A 19,105-nucleotide genomic window follows, 5' to 3' on the forward strand; every position below is an offset into this window, starting at 1 on the left:
GTCCTAGTCGATTCTGTGCAGCGGTTTCGGTTTCAGGGCGTTCCAGACCAGCCATGCCCCGCCGATCCACATCGGTGTCGACAGGATCATGCCCATTGTCAGGCCCAAGGGCAGGTCGCTGGCAAAGGAATCCGGCAGGCGGAAATTCTCGACGATCGAGCGGCCCGTGCCATACATCAGCAGGAACAGGCCGGCGACCAGGCCCGGCTTTTTCAGGGCGCCGAATTTCCAGATCAGGATGGATGCGATGACCAGCGGCACAAGGCCTTCGAGCGCGGCTTCGTAGAGCTGGCTCGGATGGCGGGCAAATTCGAACCCGGTATAGACCCATTGACCGGCGTTCCAGTCATAGGCGGGCGGGGTCGAACCCGGCACCTGGCCTTCCGGGAAGATCATGCCGAACGCGCTGTCGGTCTTGCGGCCATAAAGCTCTGCATTGATGAAATTCGCCAGCCGCCCGAACATGATGCCGATCGGTGCCACGACGCCCGCAATGTCGCCCAGCGGCAGCAGGCGCAGCGCCCGCCGACGCGAAATCACCAGGATGGCGATGATGACGCCGATCAGGCCGCCATGGAACGACATGCCGCCGTCCCATATCCGGATCACACTCAGCGGATCGGCGGCGATCACGTCCTGCTGGTAGGGGATCATGTAGAACAGGACATAGCCGAACCGCCCGCCCAGGATGATGCCGAGGATGATCCAGAACATGATGTCGTCGAGATCGTCCTTCGTCGCCGGGCTCTTGCCGCCGAACAGCGTAGGGCGCTTGAGCATCGCGTTCGCATACTGCCAGGCGAGCATGATGCCGGCGATATAGGCCAGGGCGTACCAGCGCAGGTGGAACACGCCGAGGCCCATGAAGCGCAGGTCGATCGAGAAGATCGCGGGGCTGAATTCCGGGAAGTGCAGGGCATTGGCCGCCATCGGAACGGCAAGCAAGGTCAGGAAGTCTGTCATGCGGCGTCTTTTCCCTGTCTGGAACGCGTCCTATCTGTTAGGCAGCTGCCAAATCCGGCCCAACCGCCCCCGCGCGAAGGAGTAGCCTCATGGCGAACACAAATCCACTGCTCGATGACATTGCCGGCATGATGACCGGCGCCATGGGTGCAGCCCGCGCTGCAGGCGAGGAAGCCAAGACCGCCGCCCAGTCGCGCATTCGTGCCCTGATCGCGGACATGGATCTTGCTGGCCGCGATGAAGTCGAGGCGCTCAAGGCGCTCGCGACCGCCGCGCTTGAGCGCGTGGAGACACTCGAAGCGCGGGTCGCCGCGCTCGAATCCGGGGCGAAAGCCAAAAAATCCAAACCTGCGGAATAAGCTCGCCCACATGCAGAACCGGGTGGACGCGCGCCACCTCACTTGTTTAGCTGCCCTTGGCCTCGGCATGCGAATCCTGCACGCTCCATCCGAGACTGAAAGGGGAACCACATGAGCCTTGATCTCTCACGCAACGAGATTGATCTGCCGGACCCGCTGGAGCGGGTCGAAGAAGCGCTGGAGACAGCCGGCTGGCAGTATGACCGCGACGATGACGGAACGATCCAGGCCGTAGCCGAAACCAAGTGGGGCGACATGGGCGCACTGTTTGCCTATCGTCCGGACCCGTCGGCAATCCACTTCTCGATGACCATCGACGTCAAGCCGATCAGCACGAAGCGCCTCGCCATTGCCGAACTGATCATGATGGCAAACGAACGCCTCTGGCTCGGCCATTTCGACTATTGGGCTGACGAAGGCGTCATCATCTTCCGCTACACGTTCTCGATGCTCGACCGTGACGAGGTCACTGCCGGTGAAACGCGCGCCGCGATTGCCGCTGCCGTCAGCGCCATCGACCGGTTCGTGCCCGCATTCAACTTCCTCATCTGGGCCGGCAAGACGCCGCGCGAGGCGATCGAGGCGGTGATGTTCGAAACCCACGGCGAGGCCTGAGACCACCGCACATGGCCAGCGCTGCACCCACCATTGCCCTGATTGGCGCGGGACGCATGGGTGCCGCGCTTGCCCGCGGCTGGCTCGCAAGCGGCAAGGGCGCGCAGATCCGGATTATCGATCCGTCGCCGTCCGATGAAGTGGCCGGCTGGGCTGCGGCCGGAAAGGTTGTGCTGAACCCGCCGCCTGCGCCCGTTGATATCGCCGTCCTCGCGGTCAAGCCGCAGATGTTCGACGCTGTCGCCCAGGGTGCAGCGGGCTATATCGGGCCAGACACGCTGGTACTTTCGATCATGGCGGGCGTGCTGTTGAAACAGCTCGCCGGGCCGTTCGAGTCGAAGCGCCTGCTGCGGGCGATGCCGAACACGCCCGGCGCCATCGGTCGGGGAATCACCGTCATTGCCGCGCCGCCGGGGGCGGACAAGGCGGACATCGCCGCAGCGACGGACCTGCTTGCGCCGCTCGGTGATGTCGAGGGCCCTGTCGACGAGAAACTCATTTCCGCCGTGACCGGCGTTTCGGGTAGCGGCCCGGCCTATGTCTTCCTTCTGGCTGAAGTCATGGCCATGGCAGGCGAAGCCGAGGGCCTGCCGGCCGACCTGGCTGCCCGTCTCGCGCGCAAGACGGTCGAAGGCGCTGCTGCCCTTATGGCGGCCAGCGATGACAGCCCCGACGTGCTCAGGAAAGCGGTCACTTCACCCGGCGGCACCACCCAGGCCGCCCTTGACATCCTCATGGATGAAGGTGGGATGCCGGTATTGATGAGGAAGGCCATCCGCGCGGCCGCCATTCGCGAACGGGACCTCTCTCGACAAAAAGACTGACGTGGGAGTGGCCGTGGCACGCAATGCATCGATCATTGAGCAGGGATTGCTCGCGGCCCTCGCGCTCGCGGCGGAAAAGCCGTGGGCAGACCTGACGCTCGGCGAGATCGCCGCGCAGGCCGGTCTGACGCTGGCTGACTTTCATGGTGTCGCGACGCGCGAAACGCTCGCCGACGCCGTCGATGCGTATTTCGACAGCGCCATGTCAGCCGAGGGCGTCGCGACCGACGACCTGCCGCGCGAGCGCCTGTTTGAAGTCATCATGTTGCGCTTCGAAGCGATGGAAGCCCATCGCGACGGGCTGAAGTCGCTGTTGCGGTATCGCGAGACCGTGCCTGCCCATCTGATCCGCCTGCCGGCGGCCCGCCGCGCATCGGCCCGCTGGGCGCTTGCCTGCGCCGGGCTCGACGACAATAGCGGTGCGCCGCTCGGCCTGAAGGTGCTGGCCATCGCCTTCGTCATCGCCCGTGCCGAACGGGCATGGCGCAGGGAAACCAGCGGCGACTTCGCCCTCACGATGGCCGCGCTCGACAGGTCGCTGCGCGCCGCCGAGGAACGCATGGGCTGGGTTGCCCGCTTCACGGGCCGCGGGGCGAGCCGGTCGGAAACGGATACGCCGGCCAGCGATGACGCCGCGCCAGGGTCGGGCGCATGACCCGCCCCGGCCTGGATGGCAACCCGCTCGACCTGACCGCCGGCTGGTTCAACGACCTGTTCGACGCCATCGGCATCGACGCCGAAGTCAAAGGCCTGACGGCCAAGGCAATCGGCACCGGCCAGATCGGTGAGAATGTCCGCTTCGTGTTCGATTATGCCCGCAAGGGCGAAGGCGCCCCCGCGACACTGGTCGGCAAGTTCCCGTCCGGCAGCGAAGCGAGCCTCGCAACAGCCGCCATGCTCGGCCACTACAAGCGCGAGGTCATGTTCTACCGGACGTTCCCGAAGGTTGCCGGGAAGATAACGCCGGCCGCGCTCTATACCGATTATGACGAAGCAACGAACCGCTTCGCGCTGATCATGGAAGACATGGCGCCGTCCGAGCAGGGCGACCAGCTTCGGGGCTGCAGCGTCGCTGACGCCGAGCGCGCGCTCGCATCGGCCGCCATCCTTCACGCCGCCTACTGGCAGGACGAGACGCTGGACGGGCATGCCTGGCTGCAGGGGACATCCACTGCGCCACCGCCCGCACTGTCTCCGGAACAGGTCGCCGGCCTGTGGCTCGGGTTCAAGGAGCGCTACAAGGCCCAGCTCACCGCCGACGTGATCGAAGTGGGCGATGCCTATGCCGCCGCGCTGCCAGCCTGGGGCGAGGCGCGCCAGGGACCGTTTGCGCTGACCCACAATGATTTCCGCCTCGACAACATGCTGTTCGGCAAGGCGGGGGCGCCCAAGCCGCTGGCGGTCGTTGACTGGCAGACCGTGGGCAAGGGGGCGCCAGCCAATGATGTTGCCTATTTCATCGGCGCAGGCCTCACCCGCGAGCATCGGCCGAAACATGAACAGGCCCTGCTGCGCTATTACCATGCGCGCCTCATCGAAGCGGGCGTGACGAGTTACAGTTTCGACGACCTCTACACCGATTACCGCTGGAATTCCTTTTACGGGATGTCGGTTGCGTTCGGGGCAGCCATGCTGGTCAAGCAGACCGAACGGGGCGACGAGATGTTCCTGACCATGCTGCGCCGGCACGCCGCGCAGGTGCGTGACAATGACGGCCTGGCGTTGATCACCTAAAATTATTTTTAGGTCGGACTGCAGCAAATCCTGCAGAAAACCCTTGTTTGTCCCGGTGCGGGACAGCTTTGCAAACATCCTCCTAACACCCCGGCGGAAACTCACACGTCCGCTTATGCGTCGGCTTAAATCCCCTCGTGTACACCTGTCATCCGAGGGCCTGAAGAAGTCGGGTTGAAGTCATGACCGAAACGAATGGTGTTTGGATATGGAAACGCAGAACGCAAAACTGACGAGCGTCAAAGGGCCTGACGGCCACACGCTCACCCTGGCTGACCTGCCAGCGCCGGGCATTTCGCGCTGGGTCACTCGCCGCAAGGCGGAAGTGGTGGCAGCCGTGTCCGGCGGCCTGCTGTCACGCAAGGCCGCATGTGACCGTTACAACCTGACGGACGAAGAATACGAGGGCTGGGAAAAGCTCTACGCCCGTCACGGCATGAAGGGCCTGCGCACGACGCGGCTGCAGAAGTACCGCCGCTAGACCGCCTGGTTACCGGAACCTTGCCCGTTAAACACAAATTTACGGGCACTCCTCTATCATCCTGACTGGCTACCGGTTCATCCGGGGCATCGGGAGTGGTTGATGGCAGGCAGATCCGGCACACACGAATCAGGCGCGGGGCCCTCGATGAGGGCGCTCGCGCTGGCAGCGTTCCTGATTGCTGCCGGCCTGCTGGGCTGGCGCGCCAGCCTGCTGCTGACGGCGACCAATACCCCGCCCGCTCACGCCTCGCCCCTCGAAACCTCGCTGCTGAACCTCGTCGAACCGGTCGCAGGACCGGGCAAGGCACGTATCAGCGTCACCCGCGACGCCGGTGCCGGCCGCACAGTGCTCGTACTGCTCGACGCCTCCGCCAGCGACAGCGCACCCACGATTGAACGCCTTGTGCAGACCGCCGCCCGGCTTGATCCCGGCGCCGGCGACGCGCTGGTCATCGAACAGGCGGCCTTTGCCCGCGGCACGCCCGGACGCCCCAGTTCAAGCGCCTATGGCGAACTTTCCATGCTCGGCCTGCTGGTCGCTCTTCTCGGATGGCTTGCGTTCGGTCCCGCGCGGGAAACCGAGACAGCCGCGTCCGTTGAAGTGCCCCACCACCCCGCCAGCACGCCCCTGCGGCCCATGACAGAGCCCGCCTTGAGGCCCGTTCGGACGGCGCTTCCGTCCGCGGATGCTGCCGACCTGGTTCGCAAGGACCCGGCCCGGGCGGCTGACATATTGCGCGGATGGATGTCCGGCGGATCGGACGCCGCGTGACCGCGCTCGCCCTACGCCCTGCATCCGCCGCCAACACTGATGATGGCCTCGTCCGTTCCGCCCGGCTGATGCGCGCGCTCGGCCCCGAGGCTGCCGGCATCTGGGCCGAACTTTCGCCGCAGGAAGCACGAACGCTGACCGACGCCATGGATGCGCTCGACGACACGATCGACGGCGAATCCGAAGCGGCCCGCAATTTCGTCGACGCCCTGAAGCGCCCCCGGCCTGTGTCCAAGGCGACCGGCTCGGTCTGGGCCCGGCTTTCGGCCGTGGATACCGGCACGCTGGCCGGCCTGCTGACCAGTGAGCATCCGCAAACCCTGGCGGTGATCCTGTCCCGCATGGAGGGTGACGCCTCGGCCAGGCTCCTGCGGGCATTACAGCCTGCGACCGCGATTGATGCCATGCATCGCCTGCTGCACATCGGGCCCCTGCATCCTGGCGCCTGCGCCAGCCTCGAGGCCCACCTGTCAGACCGTATCGATGCACTGGCCGGCCTCGGCGGGCGCGGTGGCCATGAACGGGTCGCCCGCATTTTCGACAGTCTCGACAGCCGGTCGGAAAAGGCCTTCCTCGCCGCCCTCGACCATGCCGAGCCTGGCGCGGCCGAAAAGGTGCGTGCGCTCATGTTCACGTTCGATGATCTTGCGCGGCTTGATCCGGCCGGCTTGCAGACACTGCTTTCATCGGCAGACCGGTCAGTGCTGATCACGGCACTCAAGGGCGCGCGGCCGCAAACGGCGGCGGCCTTCTTCGGCAACATGACCCGGCGCGCCGGAGAGCTTCTGCGCGACGAGATCACTGCGCAGGGCGCAACCCGCCGCAGCGAGGTCGAGGCCGCGCGTCAGGAACTCGTCGCGCTTGCACGATCGCTGATCCAGCGCGGCGACATCCGGCCGGGCAGCAACACGGCCGACGAGGACCTTGTCGAATGACGCAGCGCGCTGTGAAGTCGATAGAACCGTTTGAATTCCGTAGCGATTTTTCGTCCACGCCAGAGCCGAAGGCGCCTGCGCTGCCGGACGGCGGGCAGGTCACGCTGACCGGTCCGGAACTCGCCCGCCTCCTGTCCGAAGCCCGCGCCGAAGGGCTGGCCGAAGCGGCGCGCCTGGAAACGCTGCAAACCGAGGAGCGTCTGCAGGCCGTCACGCTGAAACTGAACGACGCGCTTGCCAATCTCGTGGCCCTTGCCGGACACCTCGAAGCAGGTGCCTATGACGGCCTTGATGTGACTGCGTCGCTTGACCTCATCCAAACAACCGCCCAACGCATCATAGATGGTCAGGGCGATCTGTTTGCAGACCGTTAAAGATTTGTCATGCAGTCTTGCCACTCTTGGCCATTCGGACCCGATCAAGGATTGATTCGCTCATGCACCCTGCCAACCCCGCCCTGAAGAAGTCGCTGATGGACGTGCCTGTGCGTGTTGACGTGGTCCTGGGCGAAGTTCGCATGCCGGTGGAAGAGTTGATGGCGCTGACGCCGGGCGAGGTGGTTGCGCTGGAACGACGGACCAACGAGCTGATCGACATCTATGTTTCGGACCGCCTCATGGCACGCGGCCGGCTGGTGATTGCGGACGGCCAGCTGGGCGTGACCCTGGCCGAAATTGTCGACGAGCGCGCCGCCGCCTGAGCTTTCCCAAGGAATTCAGAGACGTTCGGCACGGGGTGCAGCCCCGCATGCGGATTCCGCAGTCGCACAGGCAATTCCTAACTCCTCACAGGCTTTTGTTAACCTTTGCAAGTGTTAACTGAGCCCTAGAGGAACCGACTTATCACGTGGTGAGGGCTGCGCGGGAAGGTCCATGAAAAGTGAGGATGCCGCTCTATGCGCATGAAGATGTTCGCAGCCGAGTCCTTTGAGGCCGCCAAGGCGATGATATTCGCCGAAATGGGCGCAGACGCTGTTATCCTTTCGGAACGCGAGATCGATGGGGGCGTGGAGGTTCGCGCTGCCACCGACAAGATGGGCGGCGGCATGGTGCCGAACGAGCCGCTTTTCCTGCGCGAAGCACGTGGCAATAACGGCCATGGGCGCGGTATCGAGAATCCGCTGTTCAGCCGCGTCCGCGATGCCCTGCTCTGGCACGGCGCACCGCAGCGATTCGCTGACCGGGTTGCCGCCGAAAGCGCCGGCCGCTCGGGCGTGCAGTTCACCGATCCGGAAGACGCGATCGCGGAAGGCATCTCCCGCCTTGTCGCCTGCGACCCGATCCCGCCGCGCCTTGAGCGCGACATCGTCCTCGTCGGGCCGCCCGGACACGGGCGAACAGCCACGACGGCCAAGCTCACGCGGCGCGCCGCGATTGCCCGCGCCGAACTGATGCCGGTTGCCGCCGATCTTGACGGCACGGCGGGCGGGCACCAACTGGCCTCCTATCTCGAACTCGAACAAGACCAGATCCGCGTCAGCGAGACGCCGGAGCACCTGTTCGCCACGCTCCGGACCCTGCGCGCCGAAAACCGCCGCTGCGTGATCGACCTGCCGGCGATCAACCCGTTCGATGATGACGACATGGCAAGCCTGCAGGACCTGATGCTGGCCATCCGTGCCGAGCCGGTCCTGGTGATGTCTGCCGAAGGCCACCCCGAAGACCAGGCGGAAGCGGCGAAAGCCTTTGCCCGCGCCGGCGTGAAGCGCGCCATCCTCACAAAGCTCGACGTTGTCCGGCGACGGGGCGGCGCGATCGCCGCGCTGTCATCTGCCGGCATCGCATTCTCGCATCTGGCCGTAACGCCGTTCATTGGCGGCGGCCTTGTTCCGGCCGCGCCTTCGCGCCTGGCCGCCCTGTTGATGGAAGACGCCCCCGGCGATGTCATCGCCATGAAAGGAGCCGCGTAGCCCTATGAGTTTCATGCTTCGAAAATCCCAGGACCGGCCGCAGGCGCGCCCGACGCCGCGTGTAGCCCCCGCTTCGATCATCGCCGTTGCCAGTGGCAAGGGCGGTGTGGGCAAGACATTCATGGCGATCACCCTTGCCAGTGCCTTTGCCCAGGCCGGCAAGAGGACCCTTCTTGTCGATGGTGACCTGGGTCTTGCCAATGTCGACGTCCAGCTCGGTATCGCGCCGGAAACCGATCTTGCGGCGGTGATTGCCGGTTGGGTCGAACTCGACGACGCGGTCACGCCTGTCGACGGCGGCGCTGCTGGCGGTGGCTTTGACGTGCTGCCGGGGCGTTCCGGTTCCGGCGCCCTCGCCGAACTGGCGCCTGAGGAAGTTGCCCGCCTGGCAGCCGGTCTCTCTGCGCTGGCCCTGCAATATGACCAGGTCGTGCTCGATCTCGGCGCCGGTATCGAGGCCAACTGCATGCGGCTCGCCCGGGCGGCCGACAAGGCCCTGATGGTGATCACCGACGAGCCGACCTCGATGACCGATGCCTATGCCTTCATCAAGGTGCTGCGTGGATACGCACCTAACGTTGAACCGGTCATCTGCATCAACCAGGCAGACACGCGTGCCGCCGGCCAGCGCACATATGAAGCAATTGCGCGAGCCTGCCAGACTTTCTTGGGATTCCGTCCACATCTCGCAGGGATCGTGATGCGGGACCCAAAGGTAAGGGATGCCATCCGTTGCCAGAAGACGCTGATCTCTACTGACCAGCAAGCACAGCCGATCCAGGACGCGATCGCCATCTCCCAGATGCTGATAGGCAATGCCCCCGCGGCAGAGCTTGGCTATTAATCAGTGTGAATAAAGTGGAATTACACAAGGGAATCCGCACACAGCGTTAACCTTCGTTAAAGGAAGCACCTGTAGGATTCACAAGGTTAAACAAAGCGACTAGGTTTGTCGTAGGCTGATTCGGGAGACGAGCGATGCGCGTCCTATTAATTGAAGACGATAGCGCCGTAGCGCGTTCTATCGAACTGATGTTGAAGGCCGCTGGCTTCAATATTTACACCACCGATCTCGGTGAAGAAGGTGTCGATCTCGGCAAGGTCTATGAGTACGACATGATTGTGCTCGACCTGTCGTTGCCTGACATTTCCGGTTACGAAGTGCTGAAACAGCTGCGCATGGGCCGTGTGAACACGCCTGTGATGATCCTGTCAGGCAACCCAGACATCGAAGCGAAGGTGAAGACGCTCGGCTACGGCGCCGACGACTATCTCACCAAGCCGTTCAACAAGGACGAGCTGATCGCCCGCATTACCGCCATTGTGCGCCGGTCCAAGGGCCATGCCGAGAGCGTCATCCGCACCGGCGATATCCTGGTCAACCTGGATGCCAAGACGGTCGAGGTCGACGACGAGCGCGTCCACTTGACCGGCAAGGAATACCAGATGTTCGAGCTGCTCTCGCTGCGCAAGGGCACGACGCTCACCAAGGAAATGTTCCTGAACCACCTCTATGGCGGCATGGACGAGCCCGAACTCAAGATCATCGACGTGTTCATCTGCAAATTGCGCAAGAAGCTGCAGCAGGCTTGCGGGAACCACTATATCGAAACCGTCTGGGGCCGTGGCTATGTGCTGCGCGACCCGCGGCCTTCGTCGCGTAACAACGAAGTCGAAGAAGCCGCCTGAGGTTCGACGCCTGTTTGAATTCCAAAAAGCCCGGCCTCTAGGCCGGGCTTTTTTCTGTGCCGGGTGCGCAAGTTTGCGCGGGACGGCATGAAACGACTGCAAATCGCAGGTACAGGTGTCCAATGTCCCGCGGTATGAGGGCATCACCAGTCCCGTGCCCTGAAGCGGGCAATGGTGTGGGCGTTTTACGGACCGGGTAGTGATATGGCGATCATCAAGTCTGCAATCCTCTTTGTTGCCACGCTCGCGCTGGGCGGTTGCGTCACGCTGGTGCGCGGGGACGCGCCGGTCCTCGACCTCTCCCAGCACGCCTATATTGCCGGCTTCGCACCGGACGTGCGCATGTCCGGTTCGGACAATACGGAATTCCTGGCCCGCACGGCGACCACGCTTGAGCGTCTTCAGGCCCGTTCCGGTGACGATGCCATCGACATTCTCGCGCTGTCGGGCGGCGGTGCCGGGGGCGCATTCGGTGCCGGGGCGATTGTCGGCCTGACCCAATCGGGCAAGCGGCCCGAATTTGAAATCGTGACGGGTGTCAGCACGGGCGCCCTGATTGCGCCGTTCGCGTTCCTCGGGCCGGAATGGGATGACGAACTGACCGAAGCCTATACGGGTGGGATGAGCGCCAACATCGTTGGCCGGCCCGGCCTGGGCACCATGTTCCGGGTCGGCGTGTTCGATGACACAGCGCTGCGCCAATTGATCGATCGCTTCGTCACCAGGGAGCTGGTCGATGCGGTCGCCAGGGAAGCCACAGAAGGGCGCATGTTGCTGGTCGCCACGACCAATCTCGACAGCGAGGAGACGGTGATCTGGGATCTGGGCGCCATCGCCCGTCGCGGCGGCGAACCCGCGCGGCAATTGTTCGTGAATGTGCTTGTCGCATCATCGAGTGTGCCGGGGGTTTTCCCGCCGGTCATGTTCGATGTCGATGCGGCCAGTGGCGCCTACCAGGAAATGCACGTGGATGGCGGCACCACGGTGCCCTTCTTCATCGCGCCCCATGCCGCATTCGTGAGCGACGAGAAACTGGACGTCCTGAATGACGTGAACATTTACGTCATTATCAACGGCCAGCTTGGCACCCTGCCGCGGGCAACGCCTGTGAGTACGGTGCCGATCACGATGCGGGGTTTCTCCGTGGTGCTCATGCACATGGCCCGTATCGAACTGGCGCTGACCGCGTCCTTTGCGTCGCAGCACGGCATGAAACTCAAATTTGCGAGTATTCCGGTGGCGATGCGCTATGCCGGGTCACTCGATTTCGAAACCGCGAGCATGCGCAACCTGTTCAATTTTGCCCATGCCTGCGCCGCCAATGACCTGTTGTGGCGCGACATGAAGGACGCGCTCGTCCCGGCCAGCGGAACGGATAGTTCCGAAACAGATTGCGGCAATCGCGCGTTGCCCCCGGAGCCGGCATCCCAGATGGCGACGGAATAGGCGTCAGACGACGCGTACGCCGGCCTTGGCGGATTCCATGCGGCCCACGACTGCGGCGTCGGTATGTCCATGACGCGCGAATGCGGCGAGCACGCGGTCAACAGCGTCTGGTGAACACGAGATCAGCAGCCCGCCGCTTGTCTGCGGATCACACAGGATGTCGAGTTCGGAATCGGACAGTGTGCGCTCGAGCCTGACGGACTCCTTCACCGAATCCCAGTTGCGGCCGGAGGCGCCTGTCTTGACCCCCGCCTCGGCGAGGCGTCGCGCACCCGCGAATACCGGCACCCGGTCCGCTTCGATAACGCCGCCCAGGCCCGCCCCACGACACATCTCCGACAGGTGACCGAGCAGGCCAAATCCCGTCACGTCGGTCGCCGCGTGCACGCCGGCCATGCCGGCAAGATCACTGCCCGGCGTATTCAGGCGGGTGGTCGATGCGATCATCTCTGCATAGTCCGCATCTTCGATGATCCCACGCTTCAGTGCCGCGCTGTAGATGCCGACTCCCAGGGGTTTGCCGAGCACCAGCACGTCCCCGGCCTTCGCACCGGAATTGAGCAGGAGCTTGTCAGGGTGGACCAGGCCCATCGCAACCAGGCCGTAAATCGGCTCGGCGGCATCGATGGAGTGCCCACCGGCAATCGGCGCACCTGCAGTTTCCGCCACGGACTGCCCGCCAGCGAGGATGGCCCGGATCGTGTCGTTCGAGATCTTGCCGATCGGCATGCCGACGATGGCCAGGCAGAAGATCGGCGTCGCACCCATGGCAAACACGTCCGACAGGGCATTGGTGGCCGCAATCCGCCCGAATGTGTGCGGGTCATCGACGATGGGCGTGAAGAAATCTGTCGTCGCGACCAGCGCCGTCGTATCATTCACGCGGTAGACCGCAGCGTCATCGCTGGTCGCTGCGTCGACGATCAGATTGGTGTTTCCAGCGACCAGCGGCATCTCGCTCAAGATGTCGGCGAGCACGTTGGGCGCGATCTTGCAGCCACAGCCGCCGCCATGGGCGAGAGAGGTCAGCAATGGTTCTGTCTGGGTATCGGGCATGGTGTATCCTTGTCTGCCTGATGGGCTTAGCGCGCCCCCCTCTGGCGAGGCAATGAAAACCTGCTAAGCGTGACCGCCATGCCTTTTCTCGAAACCGTCACCGATCTTGGCGCCGACAGCCTTGCCCGCTTCGATACCATCATCGATGTGCGCTCGCCGGCCGAATTCGCCGATGATCACGTGCCGGGTGCCATCAACCTGCCGGTCCTCAGCAATGCCGAGCGCGCGGAGGTCGGCACCATCTACAAGCAGGAGAGCCCGTTTCGTGCGAACCGCATCGGCGGCGCAATCGTGGCGCGCAACATTGCCGGACACCTCGAAACCGCGTTGCGCGACAAGCCGCGAGGCTGGCGGCCACTGGTGTATTGCTGGCGCGGCGGCATGCGCTCGAACGCGATGGCGACGATCCTGTCTTCGGTCGGCTGGCCGGTCGGGCTGGTCAAGGGAGGATACAAGACCTGGCGGCGGGAAGTCGTTCAGGGGGTGGACGTCGACACGGCCCCCCTGCCAATCACCTTGATCGACGGCCCGACGGGCAGCGCCAAGACGGCCATCCTGCAGGCCATCGCGGCGCAGGGCGGCCAGGTGATCGACCTTGAAGGCCTTGCCAACCATCGGGGGTCGGCCTTCGGCGCCTTCGAGGATGCTCCCCAGCCGGCCCAGCGCCTGTTCGAAACGGAAATATGGGACCGGTTGCGCCGCTTTGACCTGACGCGTCCCATCTATGTCGAGGCCGAGTCCGCACGCGTGGGTGTCCGCCGTGTGCCGCGCCGGTTGTGGCACGAGATGCTGGCAGCGCCGCGCATCGAAATTCACGTGCCGGCCTCTGTTCGCAGCGCATTCCTCGTCTCGGCCTATGGCGATGCGGTGAGCGACCGTGACAGCGTTGCCCGGTCGCTGGACCTGCTAAAGCCGTTCCATTCGAAAGAGACGCTGGCTGAATGGCAGGCGCTGGCAGATGCAGGCGCCCACCGCCAGCTTGCCGAGGCCCTGATGCTGGAACATTACGATCCGCTCTACGCCCGCAGCCGCAAACGGCGTCGGGACCAGCCGGTTCTTGTGGTGCCGCTGGCAGCCTTGTCGCCGGACGACATTGCCGGGGCGGCGAAAACCATTCTCGAAACGGCCTAGCGTCCGCGCGCCTGTTCCGTCCCCATTCGCGCAAGTTCGTCGGCGCGTTCGTTGCCGGGATCGCCGTCGTGGCCCTTGACCCATTTCCAGGTGATGTCGTGGCGCTGGCAGGCCTCGTCGAGCGACTGCCACAGGTCCTGGTTCTTGACCGGCTTCTTCGCAGCAGTCTTCCAGCCGTTGCGCTTCCAGCCCTTGATCCATTTTGTCAGGCCGTCCTTCACATAGGTGGAGTCGACGTGGAGCGTGATCTTCGATGGCTGCTTGATGGCGTTGAGTGCCTCGATGGCGGCCATCATTTCCATGCGGTTGTTGGTCGTCTGCTTCTCTCCGCCGTAGATTTCCTTGCGCTTGTCGCCCGCGATGAGCAGGGCGCCCCACCCGCCAGGGCCGGGGTTTCCGCTGCAGGCACCATCGGTCCAGATTTCGATTATATCGGTCATCGGTTTCAGGTGCGGGGCTTCGGCGCGGGCGTCAAGTCGTGTCAGAACATGCTGACATCGACATCCCGCAATTGCGCTTCCGGCCGCACAATGGCGAGAAACAGCAGGCCGCAACCGGCGCCGGCAAGCGCCCCGACAGCGGCACCGGAAACGAGGGCACCGGCTGCCATCATCGGTCCGCCGAACAGGCCGAAGCCGAATGTGGTGCCGCCGACAAGGACGGCGCCCCAGATGGCCCCCCAGCGGATATAGGCGCGGCGCGCGCTGATGCCCCGATGGGGCAGCCGCCCGATCGACAGGCCGAGTGCGATCCAGGCCGCAGGCACGGTGAAGAAGAACACGATGAAGTTGAACGCAGCCATCTGGAACCCGGCAGAGACCCCGCCCATCAGGCTGGCCCGGGATGGGTCGAACATGCCAAATCCCGTGGCGTTGCCGAAAAGGTTCAAGATGGCGTAGGCGATGCCACCGATGAGCGAGACAGAGAGACAGGCCGCCATCGCGCTGAGAAAAAGGGCGAGCTTGATGCGCTTGATCCGGCGATGCGCCACCGGGCCGGCATAGGCGCGGACTGGATCAGCGTCGGCTGCGGTTTCGCCTTTTCCGTCCATGCTCATCGGGCGCGCGTCCTGTCTATCCGCCATACCCGGCGATGCTGGTGACCTTGCGATGAAACGCCAGGCGCCCGGCATATTCGAGGGGATTCTTGGGCTTTACGAGGGCACCTGCCGGCGTGTCGGTCCAGTCGACCAGCCGCGTCAGGAAAAACCGGAGGGCCGCACCGCGTGCAAGGACCGGCAGGGCGTCGCGTTCGGCAGCTTCCAGCGGGCGCACGCTTTCATAGCCAGCGATCAGGTTGGCGCCCTTGGAGAAATTGTATTGCAGCACGTCACTGTTGCCTGACGGGCTGTCTTCGAAGGCCCATGCATTGAGGCAGACGGCAAGGTCATAGGCCAGGGCATCGGTGCAGGCGAAATAGAAATCGATCACGCCGGAGAAGGCGTCGCCCAGGAAGAAGGCATTATCCGGGAAGAGGTCGGCGTGGATGGTTGCGCGCGGCAGGGCAAGCGACGGGATGCCAGCGGCGGCAATGTCGTCGAGGTCTGACGCGATCTCGCCAGCGAGGCCGGTCTGCAGGGCGTCGGCGCTCGCTGCACGCCCGTCCCAGAGGCGCGGCCAGGAATCCGGCCCAAGCGAGTTTTCGCGGCGCAGGGGGAAATCGGTGAGTGCAACATGCATGCGGGCCAGGCCCTCGCCGAGCGCACGGCATTGCGCGGTCGTGGGCCGGCGGGGCGAGAGACCGTCCAGGAAGGTGATGATGACAGCTGGCCGGCCCTCGAGATGGCGCAGCGCCTGACCGTCCTTGCCCGGAACAGGCCGCGGGCAGGGAAACCCCTTCGCCGCAAGATGGTCTTTCAGGCCGATGAAATACGGCAGGTCCTCTGCTTTCACCCGCTTCTCGAACAGCGTGAGGATGAAGCGGCCGGTGCTTGTTTCCAGGTAGTAATTCGAATTCTCGACGCCTTCGGCAATGCCCTTGAAAGCCAGGGGCCTGCCGAGAGCATACTGATCGAGAAACGCTGCGAGCGCCTCGTCGGAAACCTGCGTGTAAACAGCCATGGCGCCCGATTAGCTGCCCTTGGCGAGCATGTCACGCAGCATCGTCTTGCCTGCCAGCAGGTAATGCAGGGCTGCCCAGGCATAGCCGCAGCTGAAGATCAGGATCGACCATTGCAGGCCCTTGGCGTTGGCGTTCGTGCAGGCGGCCAGTTCGTCAGCGCCCAGGTCCGCCACGGCCTTGCACGCGTCAAGGGTCAGGCCGAGATCAGCGCCGGACAATATCAGCGTCTTCAGGACAGACGACAGGATGCCGATCACCGGAGGCCCAAGGCCATATCCGAGCAGGTTGACCACGAACAGCGTGATGGCCACGGCGGTTGCCCGCATCCGGCTGTCCACAACGCCGCCTGCCACCGCATACATCGGGCCAAGGTAGTAGTAGTGGATCATCGCCGCGACCATCAGCGCCGGCATCGCCAGCCACAGGCTGTCGACCGAGTACCCGAACAGGTAGAACGGGACTGACACTACCATGCCGAGCGCGGGGATCCACGAAAGGGCCGTCGGGTGGCGTTTGGCAACCTTGTCGGCAAGGAACCCGGACGTGAACACGCCGATGGCGGCCATCAGCCCGAGAATGATGCCGAACAGGAGGGCCGCCTGCTGGATGGTGAGGCCGTGTGTCCGGATCAGGAAGGACGTGGTGAACTGGCCAACGCCATACCCGACAAACGACGCGATCGTCGCGCCGATCGTGATGTGCCAATAGGTCGGCTTGCTGAGCAGCACCTTGAACGCGTCGACGAACCCTGTTGTCGCCATGCCTTGCAGGGCCACGGGGTCTGAATGCCCGCGTGGCGGCTCCTTGACCGCCAGCTTGACGACCAGGGAAACCAGCAGGCCGGGCAGGCCCACCATGACAAAGGCGATCCGCCACCCTTCGATCTCGCTCCAGTCAACGGCATTGACGGCGAAGGTCCAGCCCCAGGCCCGGAACAGGGCCTCGGCATTGTCCCCTGTGATATTGCCGGCAATGAAGCCGCCAAAGATTGCTGCGAACATGCCGCCGAGCGGGACGCCCAGCGCGTAGATCGACACTGCGGTCGATCGGCTGCGCGGGTCGTAATAGTCGGCAATCAGGGAATTGGCCGGCGGCGTGCAGCCGGCTTCGCCGATGCTGACACCGACCCGGAACAGGAACAGGACGAGGAACGACGTCGCAAATCCGCACAGGGCCGTCATCAGGCTCCACAGGAAGACGGCACCGGCAATGATCCAGACCCGGTTGTGGCGTTCGGAAAACCGCGCGATCGGGATGCCGAGGAATGTGTACAGCACGGCGAAGGCCGGGCCGCCGAGCAGGCCCATTTGCCAGTCTTCAAGCGCGAAGGATGCCTTGATCGGCTCGGTCAGGATATTGATGATCGTCCGGTCGATGAAATTGAAGATGTAGACGATCAGCAGCGCGCCCAGCACGAAAGAGCGATAGCCCTTTGTGCCGAATCCGGAATTGGGCGCAACCGCGATGGGCGTTGAAGTGGCGGCATTTGACGTCGTCATTTCAGGTCTCCGGTATCGGTCAATGTAATTCGGTCAGATCAGATCTATCCGGTGTGTGCCAGGACTTCGCGTTATCCGAGGTCGGCGACAAAATCTTCCTTCAGCGTCCGCGCCGACATCAGGAAACACCCAGCCGCAACAATGAACCAGCAGACCGTGATCGCCACGGACTGCTTGAGCCCTTCAGATGTGGCTTTGGCACAAACGCCCAGTTGTTCGACTGACTTTTCGAGTTCCCTGTCGAGGCACATTGCCTGCGTCAGGTCAGGCATGCTCGAGCCTGCCAATTGCTTGGTCATCAGGAAGTCGCTCACCATTCCGACGAATTGCGGACCGATGCCGTTGCCGATGATGGAAACGATGATCAGCAGGATCGCGATGGCAGTCGCCCGGGACCGGCTCGAGACAACGCCTTGCCCGATATTGTATTGGGCGCCGAGATACGCGTAGTGCGTGATTGCCGCGATTGACCAGAAGATGAAGACCATTTTCAGGTCCGACGAATAGAACGCCGCGATATAGGCCGGGACGGCAATCAGAAGGCCGATCGCCGGAACCCAGGCAACGGCCGTCTTGGACCACGCGGTGAGTTTTTCGGTGATGAATCCGCCGAGGAATGTCCCGACCGCGGCGAGCGCCGCAAGCGGTGCACCGTAACTTACGGCGGCCTGGCCGTTCGTCAGCCCGTGCTCGCGGACGAGGAACGGAATCTGGAAGGTGAACAGGCCGTAGCCGACAAAAGCGACAAGGGCGGCGCCGATGGTCATCCACCAGAAACTGGGCTTGCTGTAGAGTTCGCGAAACGTGTCGCGCAGGTTTGCTTTCTCCAGCGCCGTCGCTTGTGGCGGATCGGAATAGCCGCGCGGGGGTTCCTTGACGGTGAACAATACCAGCGCGGCAATCAGCACGCCTGGAATGCCGATGACGGCAAACGCGATCCGCCAGCCTTCAATACTCGCCCAATCGACCCCCCGGAACAGGCCGCCCAGGCCGATGGACCCGAGCCAGTTACCGAACGTCGAACCGTGCATGTCGGAGATCGGGCCGGCAAACAGGTTCGCCAGGACGCCACCAATCGTGACACCCATCGAGTAGATGCCCAGCGCCGTTGCACGGCTGCGCGCGGCAAAATAGTCACCGATGATCGAATTGGCCGGCGGCGTGCACCCTGCCTCGCCAACCGCGACACCGACGCGAAATATCAGGAGCGTCCAGAAGCCGATAGCGAACCCGCAAAGCGCGGTCATGATCGACCAGAGAATGATGCATGCTGCGATGATCCTGACCCGGTTTGAACGGTCGGCCATCATCGCGATCGGCAATCCCATCACGGCGTAGAAAAGGGCAAACGGCCACCCTGCGAGGATCCCGAACTGGCCATCGCTCAACTCGAACGATTCCTTGATCGGCTGGGCCAGGACGCCCATCAGGTTGCGGTCGATGAAATTGAGCGTGTAGACGGTCATCAGCACGAGCAGCACGTACGTGCGGTAACTCTTGGTCCCAAAACCGGTAATATGCCCGTTCGAGCCAGTGTTCTCCGCCGTCGTGTCGGTCATGCGGTGTCAGCCTCCCTGTATTGCTGATCGCGCATCTGACGGCGCGTTTAACTCCTGCGCACGGTAACCC

General features: G+C 63.8%; 22 protein-coding genes. 15 read left to right on the top strand and 7 right to left on the bottom strand.

Features of this window, described 5'->3' with window-relative positions:
- Positions 1–3: 3 nt before the first annotated feature.
- The gene (gene lgt / locus HJO_RS15850; RefSeq protein WP_241764772.1) at positions 4–963 is read right to left on the bottom strand and encodes a prolipoprotein diacylglyceryl transferase; all 960 of its coding nucleotides are present in this window, start codon (positions 961–963) and stop codon (positions 4–6) included.
- Positions 964–1,052: 89 nt separating this feature from the next.
- On the opposite strand from lgt, the gene HJO_RS15855 reads away from it, so the two are divergent.
- The 14 genes from HJO_RS15855 to HJO_RS15920 all read left to right on the top strand — a co-directional run bounded on the left by HJO_RS15855 (position 1,053) and on the right by HJO_RS15920 (position 11,729).
- A complete protein-coding gene (locus HJO_RS15855; RefSeq protein WP_035618907.1) occupies positions 1,053–1,322 on the top strand; it encodes an accessory factor UbiK family protein in 270 nt (89 codons plus the stop codon).
- A gap of 111 nt (positions 1,323–1,433) precedes the next feature.
- A complete protein-coding gene (locus HJO_RS15860; RefSeq protein WP_035618909.1) occupies positions 1,434–1,937 on the top strand; it encodes a type III secretion system chaperone family protein in 504 nt (167 codons plus the stop codon).
- Positions 1,938–1,948: 11 nt separating this feature from the next.
- The gene (gene proC, locus HJO_RS15865; protein WP_035618912.1) at positions 1,949–2,761 is read left to right on the top strand and encodes a pyrroline-5-carboxylate reductase; all 813 of its coding nucleotides are present in this window, start codon (positions 1,949–1,951) and stop codon (positions 2,759–2,761) included.
- A 13-nt stretch (positions 2,762–2,774) separates the two neighbouring features.
- The gene (locus tag HJO_RS15870) at positions 2,775–3,416 is read left to right on the top strand and encodes a hypothetical protein (RefSeq protein WP_156945788.1); all 642 of its coding nucleotides are present in this window, start codon (positions 2,775–2,777) and stop codon (positions 3,414–3,416) included.
- Positions 3,413–4,495: a phosphotransferase gene (locus tag HJO_RS15875; RefSeq protein WP_051618708.1), complete on the top strand. Its 1,083-nt coding sequence runs from the start codon at positions 3,413–3,415 to the stop codon at positions 4,493–4,495. The genes HJO_RS15870 and HJO_RS15875 overlap by 4 nt, the downstream gene beginning before the upstream one ends.
- A gap of 208 nt (positions 4,496–4,703) precedes the next feature.
- Positions 4,704–4,976: a CtrA inhibitor SciP gene (sciP, locus tag HJO_RS15880; protein WP_035618917.1), complete on the top strand. Its 273-nt coding sequence runs from the start codon at positions 4,704–4,706 to the stop codon at positions 4,974–4,976.
- Between the two features lie 102 nt (positions 4,977–5,078).
- A complete protein-coding gene (locus HJO_RS15885) occupies positions 5,079–5,750 on the top strand; it encodes a hypothetical protein (protein WP_156945791.1) in 672 nt (223 codons plus the stop codon).
- Complete coding sequence (locus tag HJO_RS15890; protein WP_162173846.1) at positions 5,747–6,685, top strand: FliG C-terminal domain-containing protein; 939 nt, start codon at positions 5,747–5,749, stop codon at positions 6,683–6,685. The genes HJO_RS15885 and HJO_RS15890 overlap by 4 nt, the downstream gene beginning before the upstream one ends.
- Entirely contained in the window at positions 6,682–7,059 is a 378-nt protein-coding gene (locus tag HJO_RS15895) for a hypothetical protein (RefSeq protein ID WP_035618922.1), read from the top strand. Before HJO_RS15890 ends, HJO_RS15895 begins: the two co-directional genes overlap by 4 nt.
- A gap of 62 nt (positions 7,060–7,121) precedes the next feature.
- Positions 7,122–7,385 carry a FliM/FliN family flagellar motor switch protein gene (locus HJO_RS15900; RefSeq protein ID WP_035618925.1) on the top strand — a complete coding sequence of 88 codons (264 nt, stop codon included), beginning with the start codon at positions 7,122–7,124 and terminating at the stop codon, positions 7,383–7,385.
- Positions 7,386–7,580: 195 nt separating this feature from the next.
- A complete protein-coding gene (locus tag HJO_RS15905) occupies positions 7,581–8,594 on the top strand; it encodes a flagellar biosynthesis protein FlhF (RefSeq protein ID WP_035618928.1) in 1,014 nt (337 codons plus the stop codon).
- Between the two features lie 4 nt (positions 8,595–8,598).
- Complete coding sequence (locus HJO_RS15910; RefSeq protein ID WP_035618930.1) at positions 8,599–9,438, top strand: nucleotide-binding protein; 840 nt, start codon at positions 8,599–8,601, stop codon at positions 9,436–9,438.
- A gap of 134 nt (positions 9,439–9,572) precedes the next feature.
- Positions 9,573–10,283, top strand: coding sequence for a response regulator transcription factor CtrA (ctrA, locus tag HJO_RS15915; protein ID WP_035618932.1), 711 nt, complete (start codon positions 9,573–9,575; stop codon positions 10,281–10,283).
- A 204-nt stretch (positions 10,284–10,487) separates the two neighbouring features.
- A complete protein-coding gene (locus tag HJO_RS15920; protein ID WP_051618710.1) occupies positions 10,488–11,729 on the top strand; it encodes a patatin-like phospholipase family protein in 1,242 nt (413 codons plus the stop codon).
- Between the two features lie 3 nt (positions 11,730–11,732).
- On the opposite strand, the gene selD is transcribed toward HJO_RS15920, so the two are convergent.
- A complete protein-coding gene (gene selD, locus HJO_RS15925) occupies positions 11,733–12,785 on the bottom strand; it encodes a selenide, water dikinase SelD (RefSeq protein ID WP_035618934.1) in 1,053 nt (350 codons plus the stop codon).
- A 78-nt stretch (positions 12,786–12,863) separates the two neighbouring features.
- Here selD and mnmH point away from each other — a divergent pair, with 78 nt between their 5' ends.
- Positions 12,864–13,916: a tRNA 2-selenouridine(34) synthase MnmH gene (gene mnmH / locus HJO_RS15930; RefSeq protein ID WP_035618936.1), complete on the top strand. Its 1,053-nt coding sequence runs from the start codon at positions 12,864–12,866 to the stop codon at positions 13,914–13,916.
- Here mnmH and rnhA read toward each other — a convergent pair.
- The 5 genes from rnhA to HJO_RS15955 form a co-directional block, all read right to left on the bottom strand.
- Entirely contained in the window at positions 13,913–14,356 is a 444-nt protein-coding gene (gene rnhA, locus HJO_RS15935; protein ID WP_035618939.1) for a ribonuclease HI, read from the bottom strand. The genes mnmH and rnhA overlap by 4 nt on opposite strands.
- Positions 14,357–14,397: 41 nt before the next feature.
- On the bottom strand, positions 14,398–15,000 hold the full coding sequence (locus tag HJO_RS15940) for a hypothetical protein (RefSeq protein WP_035618941.1): 603 nt from the start codon (positions 14,998–15,000) through the stop codon (positions 14,398–14,400).
- Positions 14,990–15,976, bottom strand: a complete 987-nt coding sequence (locus HJO_RS15945; protein WP_035618944.1) for a homoserine kinase — start codon at positions 15,974–15,976, stop codon at positions 14,990–14,992. The genes HJO_RS15940 and HJO_RS15945 overlap by 11 nt, the downstream gene beginning before the upstream one ends.
- A 9-nt stretch (positions 15,977–15,985) precedes the next feature.
- A complete protein-coding gene (locus HJO_RS15950; protein WP_035618946.1) occupies positions 15,986–17,476 on the bottom strand; it encodes a spinster family MFS transporter in 1,491 nt (496 codons plus the stop codon).
- Positions 17,477–17,547: 71 nt separating this feature from the next.
- Entirely contained in the window at positions 17,548–19,035 is a 1,488-nt protein-coding gene (locus HJO_RS15955) for a spinster family MFS transporter (protein WP_035618950.1), read from the bottom strand.
- Between the last annotated feature and the right edge of the window lie 70 nt (positions 19,036–19,105).

Origin of the sequence: Hyphomonas johnsonii MHS-2, assembly GCF_000685275.1 — a bacterium.
GTDB classification, from domain to species: Bacteria; Pseudomonadota; Alphaproteobacteria; order Caulobacterales; family Hyphomonadaceae; genus Hyphomonas; species Hyphomonas johnsonii.

What these genes read in the sequence shown, in the direction of transcription:
- lgt (WP_241764772.1), bottom strand. Translation starts at nt 963, where the DNA reads ATGACAGACTTCCTGACCTTGCTTGCCGTTCCGATGGCGGCCAATGCC.
- HJO_RS15855 (WP_035618907.1), top strand. Translation starts at nt 1,053, where the DNA reads ATGGCGAACACAAATCCACTGCTCGATGACATTGCCGGCATGATGACC.
- HJO_RS15860 (WP_035618909.1), top strand. Translation starts at nt 1,434, where the DNA reads ATGAGCCTTGATCTCTCACGCAACGAGATTGATCTGCCGGACCCGCTG.
- proC (WP_035618912.1), top strand. Translation starts at nt 1,949, where the DNA reads ATGGCCAGCGCTGCACCCACCATTGCCCTGATTGGCGCGGGACGCATG.
- HJO_RS15875 (WP_051618708.1), top strand. Translation starts at nt 3,413, where the DNA reads ATGACCCGCCCCGGCCTGGATGGCAACCCGCTCGACCTGACCGCCGGC.
- sciP (WP_035618917.1), top strand. Translation starts at nt 4,704, where the DNA reads ATGGAAACGCAGAACGCAAAACTGACGAGCGTCAAAGGGCCTGACGGC.
- HJO_RS15885 (WP_156945791.1), top strand. Translation starts at nt 5,079, where the DNA reads ATGGCAGGCAGATCCGGCACACACGAATCAGGCGCGGGGCCCTCGATG.
- HJO_RS15895 (WP_035618922.1), top strand. Translation starts at nt 6,682, where the DNA reads ATGACGCAGCGCGCTGTGAAGTCGATAGAACCGTTTGAATTCCGTAGC.
- HJO_RS15900 (WP_035618925.1), top strand. Translation starts at nt 7,122, where the DNA reads ATGCACCCTGCCAACCCCGCCCTGAAGAAGTCGCTGATGGACGTGCCT.
- HJO_RS15905 (WP_035618928.1), top strand. Translation starts at nt 7,581, where the DNA reads ATGCGCATGAAGATGTTCGCAGCCGAGTCCTTTGAGGCCGCCAAGGCG.
- HJO_RS15910 (WP_035618930.1), top strand. Translation starts at nt 8,599, where the DNA reads ATGAGTTTCATGCTTCGAAAATCCCAGGACCGGCCGCAGGCGCGCCCG.
- ctrA (WP_035618932.1), top strand. Translation starts at nt 9,573, where the DNA reads ATGCGCGTCCTATTAATTGAAGACGATAGCGCCGTAGCGCGTTCTATC.
- HJO_RS15920 (WP_051618710.1), top strand. Translation starts at nt 10,488, where the DNA reads ATGGCGATCATCAAGTCTGCAATCCTCTTTGTTGCCACGCTCGCGCTG.
- selD (WP_035618934.1), bottom strand. Translation starts at nt 12,785, where the DNA reads ATGCCCGATACCCAGACAGAACCATTGCTGACCTCTCTCGCCCATGGC.
- mnmH (WP_035618936.1), top strand. Translation starts at nt 12,864, where the DNA reads ATGCCTTTTCTCGAAACCGTCACCGATCTTGGCGCCGACAGCCTTGCC.
- rnhA (WP_035618939.1), bottom strand. Translation starts at nt 14,356, where the DNA reads ATGACCGATATAATCGAAATCTGGACCGATGGTGCCTGCAGCGGAAAC.
- HJO_RS15940 (WP_035618941.1), bottom strand. Translation starts at nt 15,000, where the DNA reads ATGGCGGATAGACAGGACGCGCGCCCGATGAGCATGGACGGAAAAGGC.
- HJO_RS15945 (WP_035618944.1), bottom strand. Translation starts at nt 15,976, where the DNA reads ATGGCTGTTTACACGCAGGTTTCCGACGAGGCGCTCGCAGCGTTTCTC.
- HJO_RS15950 (WP_035618946.1), bottom strand. Translation starts at nt 17,476, where the DNA reads ATGACGACGTCAAATGCCGCCACTTCAACGCCCATCGCGGTTGCGCCC.
- HJO_RS15955 (WP_035618950.1), bottom strand. Translation starts at nt 19,035, where the DNA reads ATGACCGACACGACGGCGGAGAACACTGGCTCGAACGGGCATATTACC.